This is a genomic window from Streptomyces sp. NPDC055506 (assembly GCF_053643595.1).
Map to the genome: position 1 here is coordinate 14,266 of NZ_JBSHKH010000048.1, position 15,219 is coordinate 29,484.

At 71.2% G+C, this 15,219-nt stretch carries 15 protein-coding genes and 1 pseudogene; 9 read left to right on the top strand and 7 right to left on the bottom strand.

All coding sequences use genetic code 11. The features are described 5' to 3' along the window. Positions 1 to 117: 117 nt before the first annotated feature. The 4 genes from ACWIF2_RS19725 to ACWIF2_RS19740 all read right to left on the bottom strand — a co-directional run bounded on the left by ACWIF2_RS19725 (position 118) and on the right by ACWIF2_RS19740 (position 4,018). A complete protein-coding gene (locus ACWIF2_RS19725; protein ID WP_454361820.1) occupies positions 118 to 1,191 on the bottom strand; it encodes an acyl-CoA dehydrogenase family protein in 1,074 nt (357 codons plus the stop codon). Next, entirely contained in the window at positions 1,188 to 2,369 is a 1,182-nt protein-coding gene (locus tag ACWIF2_RS19730) for an acyl-CoA dehydrogenase family protein (RefSeq protein ID WP_454361853.1), read from the bottom strand. Before ACWIF2_RS19730 ends, ACWIF2_RS19725 begins: the two co-directional genes overlap by 4 nt. Positions 2,370 to 2,389: 20 nt before the next feature. Beyond that, a complete protein-coding gene (locus tag ACWIF2_RS19735) occupies positions 2,390 to 3,358 on the bottom strand; it encodes an NADPH:quinone oxidoreductase family protein (protein WP_454361822.1) in 969 nt (322 codons plus the stop codon). Between the two features lie 87 nt (positions 3,359 to 3,445). Beyond that, positions 3,446 to 4,018: a helix-turn-helix domain-containing protein gene (locus tag ACWIF2_RS19740; RefSeq protein WP_454361823.1), complete on the bottom strand. Its 573-nt coding sequence runs from the start codon at positions 4,016 to 4,018 to the stop codon at positions 3,446 to 3,448. A 77-nt stretch (positions 4,019 to 4,095) separates the two neighbouring features. Between ACWIF2_RS19740 and ACWIF2_RS19745 the strand changes: the two genes are divergently transcribed. The 5 genes from ACWIF2_RS19745 to ACWIF2_RS19765 all read left to right on the top strand — a co-directional run bounded on the left by ACWIF2_RS19745 (position 4,096) and on the right by ACWIF2_RS19765 (position 8,796). Further along, the gene (locus ACWIF2_RS19745) at positions 4,096 to 5,049 is read left to right on the top strand and encodes an NAD(P)/FAD-dependent oxidoreductase (protein ID WP_454361824.1); all 954 of its coding nucleotides are present in this window, start codon (positions 4,096 to 4,098) and stop codon (positions 5,047 to 5,049) included. A gap of 29 nt (positions 5,050 to 5,078) precedes the next feature. Continuing rightward, positions 5,079 to 6,617: an ATP-dependent DNA ligase gene (locus tag ACWIF2_RS19750; protein ID WP_454361825.1), complete on the top strand. Its 1,539-nt coding sequence runs from the start codon at positions 5,079 to 5,081 to the stop codon at positions 6,615 to 6,617. After that, entirely contained in the window at positions 6,614 to 7,072 is a 459-nt protein-coding gene (locus tag ACWIF2_RS19755) for an NUDIX domain-containing protein (RefSeq protein WP_454361826.1), read from the top strand. The genes ACWIF2_RS19750 and ACWIF2_RS19755 overlap by 4 nt, the downstream gene beginning before the upstream one ends. Positions 7,073 to 7,148: 76 nt before the next feature. Beyond that, a complete protein-coding gene (locus ACWIF2_RS19760; RefSeq protein ID WP_454361827.1) occupies positions 7,149 to 8,534 on the top strand; it encodes an NADP-dependent succinic semialdehyde dehydrogenase in 1,386 nt (461 codons plus the stop codon). 25 nt (positions 8,535 to 8,559) lie between these two features. Continuing rightward, entirely contained in the window at positions 8,560 to 8,796 is a 237-nt protein-coding gene (locus ACWIF2_RS19765; protein WP_454361828.1) for a DUF6213 family protein, read from the top strand. 49 nt (positions 8,797 to 8,845) lie between these two features. On the opposite strand, the gene ACWIF2_RS19770 is transcribed toward ACWIF2_RS19765, so the two are convergent. Then, positions 8,846 to 9,511: a thiaminase II/PqqC family protein gene (locus ACWIF2_RS19770; protein WP_454361829.1), complete on the bottom strand. Its 666-nt coding sequence runs from the start codon at positions 9,509 to 9,511 to the stop codon at positions 8,846 to 8,848. A gap of 179 nt (positions 9,512 to 9,690) precedes the next feature. On the opposite strand from ACWIF2_RS19770, the pseudogene ACWIF2_RS19775 reads away from it, so the two are divergent. The 3 genes and pseudogenes from ACWIF2_RS19775 to ACWIF2_RS19785 form a co-directional block, all read left to right on the top strand. Beyond that, positions 9,691 to 10,761: pseudogene (locus ACWIF2_RS19775) on the top strand (type III polyketide synthase); the annotation flags it as partial. A 1-nt stretch (position 10,762) separates the two neighbouring features. Further along, positions 10,763 to 11,977 carry a cytochrome P450 gene (locus ACWIF2_RS19780; RefSeq protein WP_454361830.1) on the top strand — a complete coding sequence of 405 codons (1,215 nt, stop codon included), beginning with the start codon at positions 10,763 to 10,765 and terminating at the stop codon, positions 11,975 to 11,977. Positions 11,978 to 11,984: 7 nt separating this feature from the next. Further along, complete coding sequence (locus tag ACWIF2_RS19785) at positions 11,985 to 12,506, top strand: cupin domain-containing protein (RefSeq protein WP_454361831.1); 522 nt, start codon at positions 11,985 to 11,987, stop codon at positions 12,504 to 12,506. Here ACWIF2_RS19785 and ACWIF2_RS19790 read toward each other — a convergent pair. After that, positions 12,503 to 13,729 carry an acyl-CoA dehydrogenase family protein gene (locus ACWIF2_RS19790; protein WP_454361832.1) on the bottom strand — a complete coding sequence of 409 codons (1,227 nt, stop codon included), beginning with the start codon at positions 13,727 to 13,729 and terminating at the stop codon, positions 12,503 to 12,505. The genes ACWIF2_RS19785 and ACWIF2_RS19790 overlap by 4 nt on opposite strands. A 175-nt stretch (positions 13,730 to 13,904) precedes the next feature. Between ACWIF2_RS19790 and ACWIF2_RS19795 the strand changes: the two genes are divergently transcribed. Further along, positions 13,905 to 14,549: a TetR family transcriptional regulator gene (locus ACWIF2_RS19795; protein ID WP_382487345.1), complete on the top strand. Its 645-nt coding sequence runs from the start codon at positions 13,905 to 13,907 to the stop codon at positions 14,547 to 14,549. A gap of 88 nt (positions 14,550 to 14,637) precedes the next feature. On the opposite strand, the gene def is transcribed toward ACWIF2_RS19795, so the two are convergent. After that, on the bottom strand, positions 14,638 to 15,183 hold the full coding sequence (gene def, locus ACWIF2_RS19800; RefSeq protein ID WP_454361833.1) for a peptide deformylase: 546 nt from the start codon (positions 15,181 to 15,183) through the stop codon (positions 14,638 to 14,640). Positions 15,184 to 15,219: the final 36 nt, after the last annotated feature.

Consider the following 15,219-nt stretch of genomic DNA (forward strand, 5'->3'; position numbering starts at 1 on the left):
TCCCCGTTCACTTCACCGGAGCGGGGCACACGAAAAAGCCCGCCCCGGGTGGGACGGGCTTTCCCCGGGGCTTCCCGGGCTTTAGCTTCGCGTCGAACAAGTACGTCCAGGTGTACGTCAGGGAGCCTGGAGGTCGACCAGCCCCGCCAGCGTCTCCCGATGGGCGCCCGCCGTGCCGTAGGCGATCGAGTCCGCCTTCGCGCGCTTCAGGTACAGGTGCGCCGGGTGCTCCCATGTCATGCCGATGCCGCCGTGCAGTTGCAGTGCCTCCTCGGCGGCGTGCACGGCCACGGGTGCCGCGAAGGCCTGGGCGACGGTGACGGCCACCTCGACGTCCTCGCCCGTGGCCAGCGCGTCGGCGGCGTTGCGGGCGGCCGCGCGGAGGTTGACGACCTCCAGCCACAGCTGGGCCAGCCGGTGCTTGAGTGCCTGGAAGCCGCCGACGGGCCGGTTGAACTGCTTGCGTTCCTTCAGGTAGCGGACGGTCTCCGTCAGCGCCCAGTCGGCGAGCCCGAACTGTTCGGAGGCGAGCAGTCCGGCTCCGGCGGTCAGGGCCCGCCGTACGGCGGGTTCGGCGTCGCCCAGCAGACGGCCCGGCACCCCGTCGAGCGTGACGGTCGCCAGCGGCCGGGTCAGGTCCAGGGACACCTGGGGCGTGACCGTCGCCGCCGTGGCGTCGACCTCGTACAGGCCGCCGTCGTCGGCGGGCACCAGCAGGACATCGGCGACGACCGCGTCCGCGATGCCGGTCAGCTCACCGCTCAGCCGGCCGTCCTCGTGCCGGACCACCTTGTAGGCGGTGCCCGGCGCGACGCTGAGGGAGACCGCGAGGGCGCCGATCCGCCGCCCGGACGCCAGGTCGGCGAGCAGGTCGTCGGCGTCGCAGGCGAGCAGGGCCTCGGTGGCGACGACGGCGCTGGTCAGGTAGGGCACCGGAGCGACCGCACGGCCCAGCTCCTCCAGGACGACGGCGGCTTCGCGGTGCGTGGCGCCCTGGCCGCCCTTCGCCTCGGGCACCAGGAGCCCCGCGAGGCCCATGCCATCGGCGAGCGCCTTCCACGCCTCACGGTCGTGCGGGGTGTCCGACTCGGTGCGGGCGATCACACCGGGCGCGTCGCAGTGGTCGGCGAGCAGGTCCCGTACGGCGGCCCGCAGCGCCTCTTCCTCCTCGGAGTAGAGAAGATCCGTCATCGGGCCAGGTCCTTCCAGGCGACGTCCTTGTCGGTGCGCGGTTCGGCGGGCAGGCCGAGGACGCGCTCGGCGACGATGTTCAGCAGGACCTCGGTGGTCCCGCCCTCGATGCTGTTGCCCTTGGAGCGCAGATAGCGGTAGCCGGCCTCGCGGCCGGTGAAGTCGACCAGTTCCGGGCGGCGCATGGTCCAGTCGTCGTACAACAGGCCCTCCTCGCCGAGGAGTTCCACGTCCAGGCCGCTGATCTCCTGGTTGAGGCGGGCGAAGGCGAGCTTCATGCCGGCGCCTTCGGGGCCGGGCTGGCCCACGACGAGCTGCTGGCGCAGCCGTTCGCTGGTGAGCCGTGCGACCTCGGCCTCGACCCAGAGCTTCAGCAGACGCTGATGCAGGTCGTGGGTGCGCAGCTCGGGCCGCTCGCGCCAGGTCTTGGAGACCGGTCCGATCATGCCGCCCTCACGGGGCAGCCGCATGCCGCCGATGGCGACGCGTTCGTTGTTCAGCGTGGTCTGCGCGACCCGCCAGCCGTCGCCGACCTCGCCGAGGCGGCGCGCGTCCGGGATCCGGACGTCGGTGAGGAACACCTCGTTGAACTCGGCCTCGCCGGTGACCTGCCGCAGCGGCCGCACCTCGACGCCCGGGTCGGTCATGTCGCAGACGAAGTACGTGATACCCCGGTGCTTGGGCACGTCCGGGTCGGTGCGGGCGATGAGGATCGCCCAGCGGGCCACATGGGCGCTGGACGTCCAGACCTTCTGCCCGTTGATCACCCAGCTGTCGCCTTCACGCACAGCCCGTGTGCGCAGCGCGGCGAGGTCGGACCCGGCGCCCGGCTCGCTGAACAGCTGGCACCAGACCTCCTCGCCCACCCACAGGGGCCTGAGGAACCGCTGCCTCTGCTCCTCGGTGCCGTACTTGAGGATCGTCGGCGCGGCCATCCCGAGGCCGATGCCGATCCGCCGCGGGTCGTTGTCGGGCGCCCCGGCGGCCTCCAGCTCGGCGTCCACGACGGCCTGGAGGGAGCGGGGCGCGCCGACTCCGCCGAGGCCCTCCGGGTAGTGCACCCATGCAAGGCCGGCGTCGAAGCGGGCCCGGAGGAAGTCCAGGCGGTCGGTCGAGGCCGGCGGGTGCGCGGCCAGCAACTCCCGAGTACGAGAGCGCAGTTCGTCGGCGCTGGTCACACTGCGCTGCTCCGCGCTGGTCATGCTGCTGCCTCCTCCATGACGACGGCGACCCGTCCGGTGGTCAGGCCGTCCGCGACCTTCTGCACGGCGGCGGCCGCTCCCGGGAGCGGGACGCGCTCGCTCACCAGCGGCTTGATCGCGCCCCGGGCGGCCAGCTCGGTGAGCTGCTCGTGGCAGTGCTGGACCAGCTTCGGGTTCTTGGTGTTGTAGAGGCCCCAGTGCAGGCCCATGATCGAGTAGTTCTTCACCAGGGCGTGGTTCAGGGCCGGGCTGGGGATGGTGCCGCCGGCGAAGCCGACGACGATGATGCGCCCCTCGAAGGCGACGACCTTGGCGGACTGGGCGTAGGCCTCGCCGCCGACCGGGTCGTAGACCACGTCGGCGCCCCGGCCGCCGGTGGCCTCCTTGACGGCGGCGACGACGTCCTCGGCGCGCCGGTCGATCACGACGTCGCAGCCCAGCTCTCGGGCGACGGCCGCTTTCCCGGGGCCGCCGACGACACCGATGACGGTGGCGCCGGCGGCCTTCCCGAGCTGCACGGCCGCGCTGCCGACCCCTCCTGCGGCAGCGTGGACGAGCAGGGTCTCGCCGGCCTCCAGACCGGCCCGGCGGTGCAGTCCGAACCAGCCGGTCTGGTAGCCGATGTGCAGGGCCGCGGCCTCGGCGTCGTCCAGGGCGTCCGGCGCGGGCAGCAGGGCGGCGGCATCGGCGACGGCGTACTCGGCGAAGCCGCCGTGGGGCAGCGCCGGGTTGGCGATCACCCGGCGGCCGTCCTCGGTCTCACCGCAGATCTCCACGCCCGGGGTGAACGGCAGCGGCGGCCTGACCTGGTACTGGCCCCGGCACAGCAGGGCGTCGGGGAAGTTGATGTTCGCGGCGCGCACCTTCAGCAGGACCTGGCCGTCGCCGGGCACCGGCGTCGCCACGTCCGCCAGGCGCAACACCTCGCTCGGCTCGCCGTTCTCGTGAACTTGCCATGCCTGCATGCGGTGCCTCCACGGGACTGCTTCGTCTGACCGGGGTCGGTTCGCATACTAAGCGGTCGCTTGCCGATCAGGGAACAGTCATGTGGGTCACGACTTCCTGGGCCGCGCCCTGACGTGCATCCGTTCCCCCTGCGGACCGAACAGACTGAGGAACTCCGCGGGCCCCTCCCCCGCCGACCCGAACCAGTGCGGCACCCGTGTGTCGAACTCGGCCGCCTCCCCCGCCGTGAGCACCACGTCGTGCTCACCCAGCACGAGGCGCAGCTTCCCGGACAGCACGTACAGCCACTCGTAGCCCTCGTGGGTGCGCGGCTCCGGTTCCTCGTTCCGCCGGGGCTCCAGCACCTTGTAGGCCTGGAGGCCGCCCGGCTGACGGGTGAGCGGCCAGAGGGTGCGGCCGCCCATCGTGATCGGCTTGGACCGCACGCGCGGATCGCCCGTCGGCGGGGCACCGACCAGCTCGTCCAGGGCCACCTGGTGGGCGCGCGCGATCGGCAGCAGCAGTTCCAGACTGGGCTTACGCAGTCCGGACTCCAGGCGCGACAGGGTGCTGACGGAGATGCCGGTGGTCTCGGAGAGCGCCGCCAGGGTCACCTCCCGCTCCTTGCGCATCTGCCGCAGCCGGGGGCCCACGCCGGCGAGTACCTCGTCCGTAGTCATGGTCGTATTGCAGATTCGGCAAACATGTTTGTCAATCCCGTAACGCCGGGGCGACGCTCGGTGCCGGAGGTGGTCACATGACCGAGAAGTACGCAGTCGTGGTCGTCGGTGGCGGTGCCGCGGGTCTGTCGGCGGCGCTGGTGCTGGGCAGGGCCCGGCAGCACACGCTGGTCATCGACGCGGGCGAGCCGCGCAACGCGCCCGCCGCGCACATGCAGGGCTTCCTGACCCGGGACGGCATGCCGCCCGCCGAGTTCCTCGCCGTCGGCCGGGAGGAGATCGCGCGCTACGGCGTGGAGCTCGTGCGCGACCGGGTGGTGCGGGTGGAGCCGGGCGGGGACGGCGCCGCCGAGCGGGGTGAGGACTTCGCCGTGGTGCTGGCCGGCGGGCGGACCGTGCGCGCCCGGCGGCTGGTCGTCGCGACCGGGCTGAAGGACGAGCTGCCCGCGGTCCCCGGGCTGGCCGGGCGGTTCGGCCGGGACGTGCTGCACTGCCCGTTCTGCCACGGCTGGGAGGTGCGCGACCAGCCGTTCGGCGTGCTCGGTACGTCCCCGAAGAGCGTGCACCAGGCGCTGATGGTGTCCCAGTGGTCGAAGGACGTGCGGTTCTTCCTCCACACGGTCGCCGAGGAGGAGCTGTCCGACGAGGATCTGCGCCGGCTCGCCGCGGCCGGGGTCGACGTGGTGCCCGGCGAGGTCACGGAGCTGCTGGTCGAGGACGACCGGCTCACCGGCGTCCGGCTCGCCGACGGCACGACGCTCGCCCGCTCCGTGCTGTTCGTCGCCCCGCACGCCGTCCCGCAGACCGGCCTGCTGGAACAGCTCGGCGCAGAGCTGCACGAGACGCCCTTCGGCGCGTACCCCGTGATCGACCCGACGGGCCTGACGACCGTGCCCGGAGTGTGGGCCGCCGGCAACGCGATCGGCTTCGGCGAGCAGGTCGTGCACGCGGCGAGCGGCGGCTACCGGGCGGCGTCCGCGATCGTCGGGGATCTGCTGATGACGGATCTGGACGCGGCCGCCCGGGTGTAGAGGGGCCGCCTCCGGTGCACCATGGCTGCATGCTGCTGCACCGGCTGGCCCGAGTGTCCCAGGAGGTCGCCGCCACCTCGGCGCGGTCCCGGAAGACGGCTCTGCTCGCGGAGCTGTTCCGGGACGCGGAGGCGGACGACGTGCCGATCGTCATCCCCTACCTCGCGGGACGGCTGCCGCAGGGCCGGATCGGCGTCGGCTGGAAGGTGCTGAGCCGCCCCGTCACCCCGGCCGCCGAGCCAGGCCTGACCGTGCGGGAGGTGGACGCCCGGCTCGCGGAGCTGAGCAAGGTCGCCGGCCCCGGCTCCCAGGCGGAACGGGCCCGTCTCGTCGGAGAGTTGATGGGCGCGGCCACCGAGGACGAGCAGCGGTTCCTGCTCGGGCTGCTCACCGGCGAGGTACGGCAGGGCGCGCTGGACGCCGTCGCGGTCGAGGGTCTGGCCCAGGCGACCGGGGCGCCCCCGGCGGACGTACGGCGGGCGGTGATGCTGGCGGGCTCCCTCCAGGCGGTGGCCGAGGCCCTGCTCGCGGACGGTCCCGCCGCCCTGGACCGCTTCCGCCTCACGGTCGGCCGCCCGGTCTGGCCGATGCTGGCGCACAGCGCCTCCTCGGTCGCCGAGGCGGTGGACAAGCTCGGTGCCTGCGCGGTCGAGGAGAAGCTGGACGGCATCCGCGTCCAGGTGCACCGGGACGGCGGCGCGGTACGGCTCTACACCCGCACCCTCGACGACATCACCGACCGGCTGCCCGAAGTGACGGCCGCCGCACTGGAGTTGCGGGGCGAGCGGTTCATCCTGGACGGGGAGGTGATCTCCTTCGACGAGGGCGGGCGCCCCCGATCGTTCCAGGAGACCGCCGGTCGGGTCGGTTCCCGCACGGACGTGGCGACGGCGGCCCGCGCCCTCCCCGTCTCCCCCGTCTTCTTCGACGCACTGTCCGTCGACGGCCGCGACCTGCTCGACCTGCCGTTCGCCGAGCGGCACGCTGAGCTGGCCAGGCTGGTCCCCGAGCCGATGCGGGTGCGGCGCACGACGATGTCCGGCCCGGACGACGTGGGCACGGCCGAGGAGTTCCTCGCCGAGACCCTGAAGCGCGGCCATGAGGGCGTCGTCGTCAAGGCGCTCGACGCCTCCTACAGCGCGGGCCGGCGCGGCGCGTCCTGGCTGAAGGTCAAGCCCGTCCACACGCTCGACCTGGTGGTGCTGGCCGCCGAGTGGGGCCACGGCCGCCGCACCGGCAAGCTCTCCAACCTCCACCTCGGCGCCCGCACCGCCGACGGCGGCCTCGCCATGCTCGGCAAGACCTTCAAGGGCATGACCGACGCGCTGCTGGCCTGGCAGACCGAACGGCTCCGGCAGCTCGCCGTCGACGACGACGGCTACGTCGTGACCGTACGCCCGGAACTCGTCGTCGAGATCGCCTACGACGGCCTGCAACGCTCCACCCGCTACCCGGCCGGCGTCACCCTCCGCTTCGCCCGTGTGATCCGCTACCGGGAGGACAAGCGCCCGGAGGACGCCGACACCGTGGAGACGCTGCTGGCCGCGCATCCGGAGGTGCGCCCGTGAAGCGCAGTGCGGGCCTGCTGCTCTTCCACCACACCGACGACGGGCCGGAGGTGCTGCTCGGCCATATGGGCGGCCCGTTCTTCGCCCGGCGCGACGCCGGAGCGTGGACCGTTCCCAAGGGCGAGTACGAGCCCGACGAGTCCGCCTGGGCGGCCGCCCGCCGCGAGTTCGAGGAGGAACTGGGGCTGCCCCCGCCCGACGGCGAGGCCATCGACCTGGGCGAGGTCCGGCAGACGGGCGGCAAGATCGTCACAGCCTGGGCGGTCGAGGCGGACCTCGACCCGGCGACGATCACGCCCGGCACGTTCCGGATGGAGTGGCCGCCGAAGTCGGGACGGCTCCAGGAGTTCCCCGAGCTGGACCGGGTGGCGTGGTTCGCCCTCGACCGGGCCCGCGAGGTGATCGTCAAGGCGCAGGCGGCGTTTCTCGACCGCCTGGCGGAGCACTCGGCCTGAGCAGACGCTCCCGCGTTGCGGTCCCCTCCGTCGCGCGGGAAGGTCGAGACACAGCCCGCACCGAGGGAGGTCAGCCATGCCCATCGCAACGGTGAACCCGGCGAACGGCGAGACGCTCAAGACGTACGAGGCCATGGGCGAGGAGGAGATCGAGCGCCGGCTCCAGCTCGCCGAGGCCACGTTCCGCACGTATCGGACGTCGACGTTCGACGAGCGCGCCCGGCTGCTGAACAGGGCCGCCGACCTCCTCGAAGAGGACCAGCAGGACATCGCCCGCGTGATGACCACCGAGATGGGCAAGCCGATCCAGCAGGCCCGGGCGGAGGCCGCGAAGTGCGCCAAGGCGATGCGCTGGTACGCCGAGCACGCCGAGGAACTGCTCGCCGACGAGGAACCCGCCGGCGCCGATGTGAAGGACTCGGGCGCCTCACGCGTACGCGTGCGCTACCGGCCGCTGGGTCCGGTGCTGGCGGTGATGCCGTGGAACTTCCCGCTGTGGCAGGTGATCCGCTTCGCGGCGCCCGCGCTGATGGCGGGGAACGTGGGCCTGCTCAAGCACGCCTCGAACGTCCCGCAGACCGCCCTCTACCTGGAGGACCTGTTCCACCGGGCGGGCTTCACCGAGGGCTGTTTCCAGACCCTGCTGATCGGCTCCGGCGCGGTCGACGAGATCCTGCGCGACGAGCGGGTCAAGGCGGCCACCCTCACCGGCAGCGAGCCGGCGGGCCGCGCGGTCGCCTCCACCGCCGGCGAGATGATCAAGAAGACCGTGCTGGAGCTGGGCGGCAGCGACCCGTTCGTCGTCATGCCCTCCGCGGACATCGACCGGGCGGCGAAGGTCGCGGTGACCGCGCGGGTGCAGAACACCGGGCAGTCCTGCATCGCCGCGAAGCGGTTCATCGTGCACACGGATGTCTACGACGCCTTCGCCGAACGTTTCGCCGAGGGCATGAGGGCGCTGAACGTCGGCGACCCCACGGCCGAGGACACCGACGTCGGCCCGCTCTCCAGCGAGCAGGGACTGCGCGATGTGGAGGAACTGGTCGACGACGCGGTGCGCGGCGGCGCGGAGGTGCTGTGCGGTGGCGAACGGCCTGAGGGGCCCGGCTGGTACTACACGCCGACGATCCTCGCCGGGATCACCCGTGAGATGCGCATCCACCGGGAGGAGGCGTTCGGTCCGGTCGCCACGCTGTACCGGGCGGCCGACCTCGACGAGGCCGTTCTGATCGCGAACGACTCGCCCTTCGGGCTGAGTTCGAACGTGTGGACGCGGGACGAAGCCGAGGTGGACCGGTTCGTACGGGATCTGGAGGCGGGCGGTGTCTTCTTCAACGGGATGACGGCCTCCCATCCGGGGTTCCCGTTCGGCGGGGTGAAGCGGTCCGGGTACGGCCGTGAGCTGTCCGGGCACGGAATCCGGGAGTTCTGCAACATCACGACCGTTTGGCACGGTGCGTGAGTCTTGCGGGGCTACGATCCCGTCTGTGAACCGCGAAGTGACTCTGCCGTTGATCGTCGACGACCACGGGACCTTGCAGGTGGCTGCGGCGGATGTCAGCAAGCTGTTGCGGACGTTGGGAGGTCGGTGGGTGCGGCTGGTGGAGGGCGGGGAGTCGGGGCTGGACGAGGATACGGTCGCGGCGTTGACGATCGAGCTTGCGAAGCTGGCCGATCGGATTGATGTGGCTTGTATCGCGCACAGCAGTGGGGGTGCGACCTGAGCCGGCGGCTGCGGGTGTGTGGGGGTTGATCGCGCAGTTCCCCGCGCCCCTAGGGGATCACACTCAACGCGTTCCAGAACATCGCCTCGTATTTCTGAAGCAGGCGGCCGTACTGGTGGGCTCGGAGCTCGTCGAGGCTGCCGGTGTCCAGGCCCGTCTGTACCGCCGCCACCGCCCTCTCGTCCAGCTCGGGTGACGGCTCCGCGAAGAAGTCGAAGAAGGCGCAGGCCTCTTCCGTGAAGGCGTAGTGGGCCCGCAGGGCCTTGGAGATCGTCGCGCAATAGCCGCCCCACGCCGAGAAGTTGGCCGTCAGGGCCAGGACGGCATCCGCCGGTGAGCCGTTCAGGGACAGCCAGGCGACGTACGCGGGGTAGGCCTGGCAGCCGGCCAGCGGTTCGTACGACGCCGCCGTCGCGTCGTCCACGCCGCACGCCTGCGCGAGCGAGGGCAGCAGTTCCTCCGCAAGTGCCTCGCCCTCCGCGAGGCTCCGGAAGAAGGCCGCGGCCTCGGGGGCGGTGACGAGGGAACGTTCGGCCAGATGGAGGAACGCGCGGCGGTCCGCGGGGATCACCCAGGACTGTTCCAGGGCGAGGGCGGCGAGGGCGGTGCGCGGGGCCGTGCCATCGGCGATCCGGGGGACCAACGGGTTGGACCGCGGGTCCGGGGCGAGTCGGGTGGTGGTCGTCCGCAGCAGGTCCCGGGCCGTGCGCGTCATCGCGTCCTCCGTCGGTGGGTGTCTCGGGACAGGTCTTCCCCGAGCCTGGCACGGGGTCCCCGAAATGGAGCAGTCCGACGCGAACTCGGCGTCCCACCGGGTGATCGTGGATGGACCACCCTCTGAGGTGAACCACCTTCTGACCGGGAGGCGAAGGGCCTTCCGGGAGGCGAAAGCAGGCACGGTTCATGGCGACTTTGTGCAGACCCTCGGTGTCCGTTCCAGAGCACGTGATCACGATGGAGGAGACGCTTGAGCTGGCGCGTGAGCGCCACGCCGATCACCCCCAACTGCCGCTGGCCCTCCGGCTGATCGAGAACACCGGCGTACGCACGCGGCACATCGTCCAGCCCATCGAGGAGACCCTGAAACACCCCGGGTTCGAGGACCGCAACAAGCTCTACGAAGCCGAGGCGAAAGCGCGGGTGCCCGCCGTCATCCAGGAGGCACTCGACCACGCCGAGCTGCTCACCACCGACGTGGACATGATCATCTACGTGTCGTGCACGGGCTTCATGATGCCCTCGCTCACCGCCTGGCTGATCAACGAGATGGGCTTCGACCCGACCACCCGGCAACTGCCCATAGCCCAGCTGGGCTGCGCGGCCGGCGGCGCGGCGATCAACCGGGCGCACGACTTCTGCACGGCCTACCCCGAGGCCAACGCGCTGATCGTGGCCTGCGAGTTCTGCTCGCTGTGCTACCAGCCCACCGACATCGGTGTCGGTTCGCTGCTGTCCAACGGCCTGTTCGGTGACGGTATCGCCGCCGCCGTGGTCCGCGGCCAGGGCGGCGAGGGCATCAGCCTGGAGCGCAACGGCTCGTACCTGATCCCGAAGACCGAAGAGTGGATCATGTACGACGTGCGGGCCACCGGCTTCCACTTCCTGCTCGACAAGCGGGTACCGGCCACCATGGAGCCGCTCGCCCCGGCACTGAAGGAACTGGCGGGAGACCATGGCTGGGACGCCTCCGACCTGGACTTCTACATAGTCCACGCGGGCGGTCCCCGAATACTCGACGACCTCAGCACCTTCCTGAAGGTCGACCCGCACGCCTTCCGCTTCAGCCGGGCCACGCTCACCGAGTACGGAAACATCGCCAGCGGTGTCGTCCTCGACGCGCTGCGCCGGCTGTTCGAGGAGGGCGGCGCCCAGCACCGGGCACGCGGGCTGCTCGCCGGGTTCGGACCCGGCATCACCGCCGAGATGGCCGTGGGCCGCTGGCACCGCGCGGACGAGACGATGTGAGATGAGCGAAGAGACGATCACCGAAACGCTGCCCCCGGTCCGCGACTGGCCCGCGCTCGATCTGTCCGGCACGGACTTCGACCCGGTCCTGCGCAAGCTGATGGACGAGGGCCCGGTCACCCGCATCAAGCTGCCCAACGGCGACGGCTGGGCCTGGCTGGTCACCCGCTACGACGACACCCGGATGGTGACCAACGACCCGCGCTTCAGCCGTGAGGCCGTCATGGACCGGCAGGTCACCCGGCTCGCACCGCACTTCATCCCGGCCCGTGGCGCGGTCGGCTTCCTGGACCCGCCGGACCACACCCGGCTGCGCCGCAGCGTCGCCGCCGCGTTCACGGCGCGCGGGGTGGAGCGGGTGCGCGAGCGGTCCCGCCGCATGCTGGCGGAACTGGTCGACGAGATGCTCCAGGACGGCCCGCCCGCCGACCTCACGGCGGCCGTGCTCAGCCCGTTCCCCATCGCGGTGATCTGCGAGCTGATGGGCGTCCCGGCCGCCGACCGGCAGGACATGCACTCCTGGACCCAGCTGATCCTGTCCTCCTCGCACGGCGCCGAGGTCAGCGAGAAGGCCAAGCAGGAGATGAGCTCCTACTTCGCCGATCTGATCGGCGTACGCGAGGGCAGCAAGGGCGAGGACGTCGCGTCCCTGCTCGGCGCAGCCCTGGGCCGCGGCGAGATCACCCTGGAGGAAGGGGTGGGACTCGCGGTGCTCCTCCAGATCGGCGGCGAGGCGGTCACCAACAACAGCGGCCAGATGTTCTACGTCCTGCTGACCCGGCCCGACCTGGCCGACCGGCTGCGCGCCGAGCCGGAGATCCGCCCCCAGGCCATCGACGAACTGCTGCGCTGGATCCCCCACCGCAACGCGGTCGGCCTGTCGCGGATCGCCCTGGAGGACGTGGAGATCAAGGGCGTGACGATCCGGGCGGGCGACGCGATCTACGTGTCGTACCTGGCAGCGAACCGCGACCCCGACGTCTTCCCGGACCCGGAGACGATCGACTTCCTGCGCAGCCCCAACCCCCATGTGTCCTTCGGCTTCGGCCCCCACTACTGCCCGGGCGGCATGCTGGCCCGGCTGGAGTCGGAGCTCCTGGTCGACGCGCTCCTCGACGGCGTTCCGGGTCTGCGGCTCGCCGTACCCGCCGAAGAGGTGCCCTTCAGGAAGGGCGCGCTGATCCGCGGGCCCGAGGCCCTGCCCGTGACGTGGTGAGCGGGCGATGACGTCGACGGAAGGGCTGCTCGTACCACCCGGCCACGGCCGGGTGGTACAGGCGCCCGCCCAGCACGTCACCTTCAAGGTGACCGGCTCGCACTCGCGCATGGCCTCCACCTTCGAGGTGGTCGTGCCGCCGGGCTTCGACGTCGGCGCCCATGTGCACACCCGCAGCGAGGAGTTGTTCTACGTGCTCGAAGGCGAGCTGGACGTCCTCGCCTTCGAGCCGCGTGTCCGCACCCCCGACAACTGGCAGAAGTGGGAGTCCACTTCGGGCAACCGGGTGGTGCGCGCGACGCCGGGAACGGTGATCGTCGTACCCCCGGGGTGCCCGCACGCGTTCGCCAACCCGACGGGCGAACCCGCGAAGATGTTCTTCCAGGCGAGCCCGCCGCCGGATCACGAGCGGTACTTCGAGGAACTGCTGGAGATCCTGGGCAGCGGGGGCCCGCCGGACCACGCGGCGATCGCGGAGCTGCGGGCGCGGTACGACATCGAACAGCTGACGCCGCTCAGGCATCGTTAGCGGATGGGCGTGCCGGCCAGGGTGCGGGCGATGACCAGTCGCTGGATCTCGCTCGTGCCCTCGAAGATCGTGTAGATCGCGGCATCGCGGTGCATCCGCTCCACCGGGTACTCCCTGGTGTAGCCGTTGCCGCCCAGGATCTGGATCGCCTGGCCGGTGACCTTCTTGGCCGTCTCGCTCGCGAACAGCTTGGACATCGAGCCCTCGGCGGCGGTGAACGGCTTGCCGTTGACCGCCATCCAGGAGGCACGCCAGACGAGGAGCCGGGCGGCGTCGATGGAGGTGCGCATGTCGGCGAGCTGGAAGGCGACGCCCTGGTTGTCGATGATCGGGCGGCCGAACTGCTCACGGGTCTTCGCGTAGTCGAGGGCGACCTCGTACGCGGCCCGGGCGGTACCGACCGCCATGGCGCCGACGGCCGGTCGCGAAGCCTCGAACGTGGCCATCGCCGCGTTCTTCACACGCTCTCCGCCCTGCTTGGCCTTCTCCCTGGCCCGGGCCAGCCGCTCGTCCAGCTTCTCCTTGCCGCCGAGCAGGCAGGAGCCTGGAACGCGCACGTTGTCGAGGACGACCTCGGCGGTGTGCGAGGCGCGGATGCCGTGCTTCTTGAACTTCTGCCCCTGGGCCAGACCCGGTGTGCCCGCCGGGACGATGAAGGACGCGTGCCCCTTGGAGCCGAGCTCCGGGTCGACCACCGCGACCACGACATGGACGTTGGCGATGCCGCCGTTGGTCGCCCAGGTCTTGGTGCCGTTGAGCACCCACTCGTCCTTGGCCTCGTCGTACACGGCCCGCGTCCGCATGGAGGCCACGTCGGAGCCGGCGTCGGGCTCGGAGGAGCAGAAGGCGGCGACCTTGACATCGTTGACGTCGCCGTACATCTGGGGGATCCAGGTGCCGATCTGCTCCTCGGTGCCGTTGGCGAGGACGCCGACGGCGGCGAGGCCGGTGCCGACGATGGACAGGGCGATGCCCGCGTCGCCCCAGAAGAGCTCCTCCATCGCCATCGGTATGCCGAGGCCGGTGGGGTCGAAGTACTGCTGGGCGTAGAAGTCCAGGGAGTAGATGCCGACCTTGGCGGCCTCCTGGATGACCGGCCAGGGAGTCTCCTCACGCTCGTCCCATTCGGCGGCCGCGGGGCGGATCACATCGGCGGCGAAACCGTGCAGCCAGTCCCGGACCTCCTTCTGTTCGTCGTTGAGCTCCATGGTGAACTCGGCCATGTCGTCCCCTCCAGCGGCGGCACACGTGCATGTTACTTGCGGTAACACCATCCTGTTACCGGTGGGTAGTCGAAGTCAACTCCTACCGACCGGTCGGCACCCGTTCGATGTGCGGTGCATGCTTGGGTGTTAGTTTGCGCTGGCGTCATCGAATCAGCACGGGTGGGGAGAGCACATGGACACCACGCAGCGGACCGATCAGCAACGGTCCGCCGACCGCCGGCGGCGCGAGCTGCTGGAGGCCGCCGACCGGGTGGTGCTGCGCGACGGCCCGCAGGCCTCGATGAACGCGATCGCCGCGGAGGCGGGCATCACCAAGCCGATTCTGTATCGGCACTTCGGCGACAAGGGCGGACTTTACGCGGCCCTTGCCAAGCGGCACACGGACGCGTTGCTGGACTCACTGCGGGCGGCGCTCGACGCGCCGGCGGACCGGCGGGAGCGGGTCGAGGCGACGCTGGACACGTACCTCGCCGCGATCGAGCTGCGGCCTCAGGTGTACCGGTTTCTGATGCATCCGGCGGAGGGGAGCCAGCCGGGTGATCAGGGGTTCGATGTCGGCAAGCACAGTGCGCCGTTGTTGCGGCGGATGGGTGAGGAACTCGCGCAGGTCATCGAGGACCGGCTGGATCTCGGGCCGGGTGGGCAGCAGCTGGCGCGGGTGTGGGGGCATGGGATTGTCGGCATGATGCACGCCGCCGGGGATTGGTGGCTGGGGGAACGGCCCTGTTCTCGTGCGGAGTTGGTGCGGAGTCTGGCTGATCTGTTGTGGGGGCGGCTTGCGGCTGCGGGGGACAAGGTCGGCGGTCCGGGGTTCTGACCGTCGTGTCTCGGCTGGGGGCCGGTGGGGGTTGTTCGCGCCCACGCGGCGGAGCCGCATATCGACACAGCCCCGCGCCCCTAAAAACCTACTCAGCTCGGCGCCATGAAGCCCGGGCCACCTGGCGCATCAGTTTGCGGTGGCGCCAGCCCTTGAGATGGTCCGCGTAGATGCGGCCCTCCACGTGGTCGCACTCGTGTTGCAGGCAGCGGGCGAAGAAGCCCGTGCCGTGGACGGTGACCGGGTCTCCGGTCACCGTGAAGCCCTCGACCACCGCGTGGTCGTAACGTTCCGTGCCCGCTTCCAGGCCCGGCAGGGACAGACAGCCCTCCGGGCCGCGGATCACCACTCCGTCCGACTCGACCAGGCGCGGATTGACCACATGGCCCAGGTGGCGGACGTCCTCGTCGTCCGGGCAGTCGTAGACGAAGACCCGCAGCGACTCGCCGACCTGGTTGGCGGCCAGGCCGACGCCCTGGGCGGCGTACATGGTCGCGAACAAATCCTCGACGAGCCGGGCCAGTTCGGGGCCGAAGTCGGTGACCTCCGCGCAGGGCGTGTGCAAGAGCGGGTCGCCGTGCAGCGTGAGGGGTCTCACGCGGCCGTGGGCGCCGGGGATGGGGCTGAGTCGCATGGCGGCAAGAGTAAGGTCCTTGTCGGTCCGCGCCTC

Bases quoted from the DNA above. Each gene is read 5' to 3' on its own strand.
- ACWIF2_RS19740 (WP_454361823.1), bottom strand. From the start codon at position 4,018: ATGACTACGGACGAGGTACTCGCCGGCGTGGGCCCCCGGCTGCGGCAG.
- ACWIF2_RS19745 (WP_454361824.1), top strand. From the start codon at position 4,096: ATGACCGAGAAGTACGCAGTCGTGGTCGTCGGTGGCGGTGCCGCGGGT.
- ACWIF2_RS19780 (WP_454361830.1), top strand. From the start codon at position 10,763: ATGAGCGAAGAGACGATCACCGAAACGCTGCCCCCGGTCCGCGACTGG.
- ACWIF2_RS19770 (WP_454361829.1), bottom strand. From the start codon at position 9,511: ATGACGCGCACGGCCCGGGACCTGCTGCGGACGACCACCACCCGACTC.
- def (WP_454361833.1), bottom strand. From the start codon at position 15,183: ATGCGACTCAGCCCCATCCCCGGCGCCCACGGCCGCGTGAGACCCCTC.
- ACWIF2_RS19795 (WP_382487345.1), top strand. From the start codon at position 13,905: ATGGACACCACGCAGCGGACCGATCAGCAACGGTCCGCCGACCGCCGG.
- ACWIF2_RS19725 (WP_454361820.1), bottom strand. From the start codon at position 1,191: ATGACGGATCTTCTCTACTCCGAGGAGGAAGAGGCGCTGCGGGCCGCC.
- ACWIF2_RS19750 (WP_454361825.1), top strand. From the start codon at position 5,079: ATGCTGCTGCACCGGCTGGCCCGAGTGTCCCAGGAGGTCGCCGCCACC.
- ACWIF2_RS19760 (WP_454361827.1), top strand. From the start codon at position 7,149: ATGCCCATCGCAACGGTGAACCCGGCGAACGGCGAGACGCTCAAGACG.
- ACWIF2_RS19790 (WP_454361832.1), bottom strand. From the start codon at position 13,729: ATGGCCGAGTTCACCATGGAGCTCAACGACGAACAGAAGGAGGTCCGG.
- ACWIF2_RS19785 (WP_454361831.1), top strand. From the start codon at position 11,985: ATGACGTCGACGGAAGGGCTGCTCGTACCACCCGGCCACGGCCGGGTG.
- ACWIF2_RS19735 (WP_454361822.1), bottom strand. From the start codon at position 3,358: ATGCAGGCATGGCAAGTTCACGAGAACGGCGAGCCGAGCGAGGTGTTG.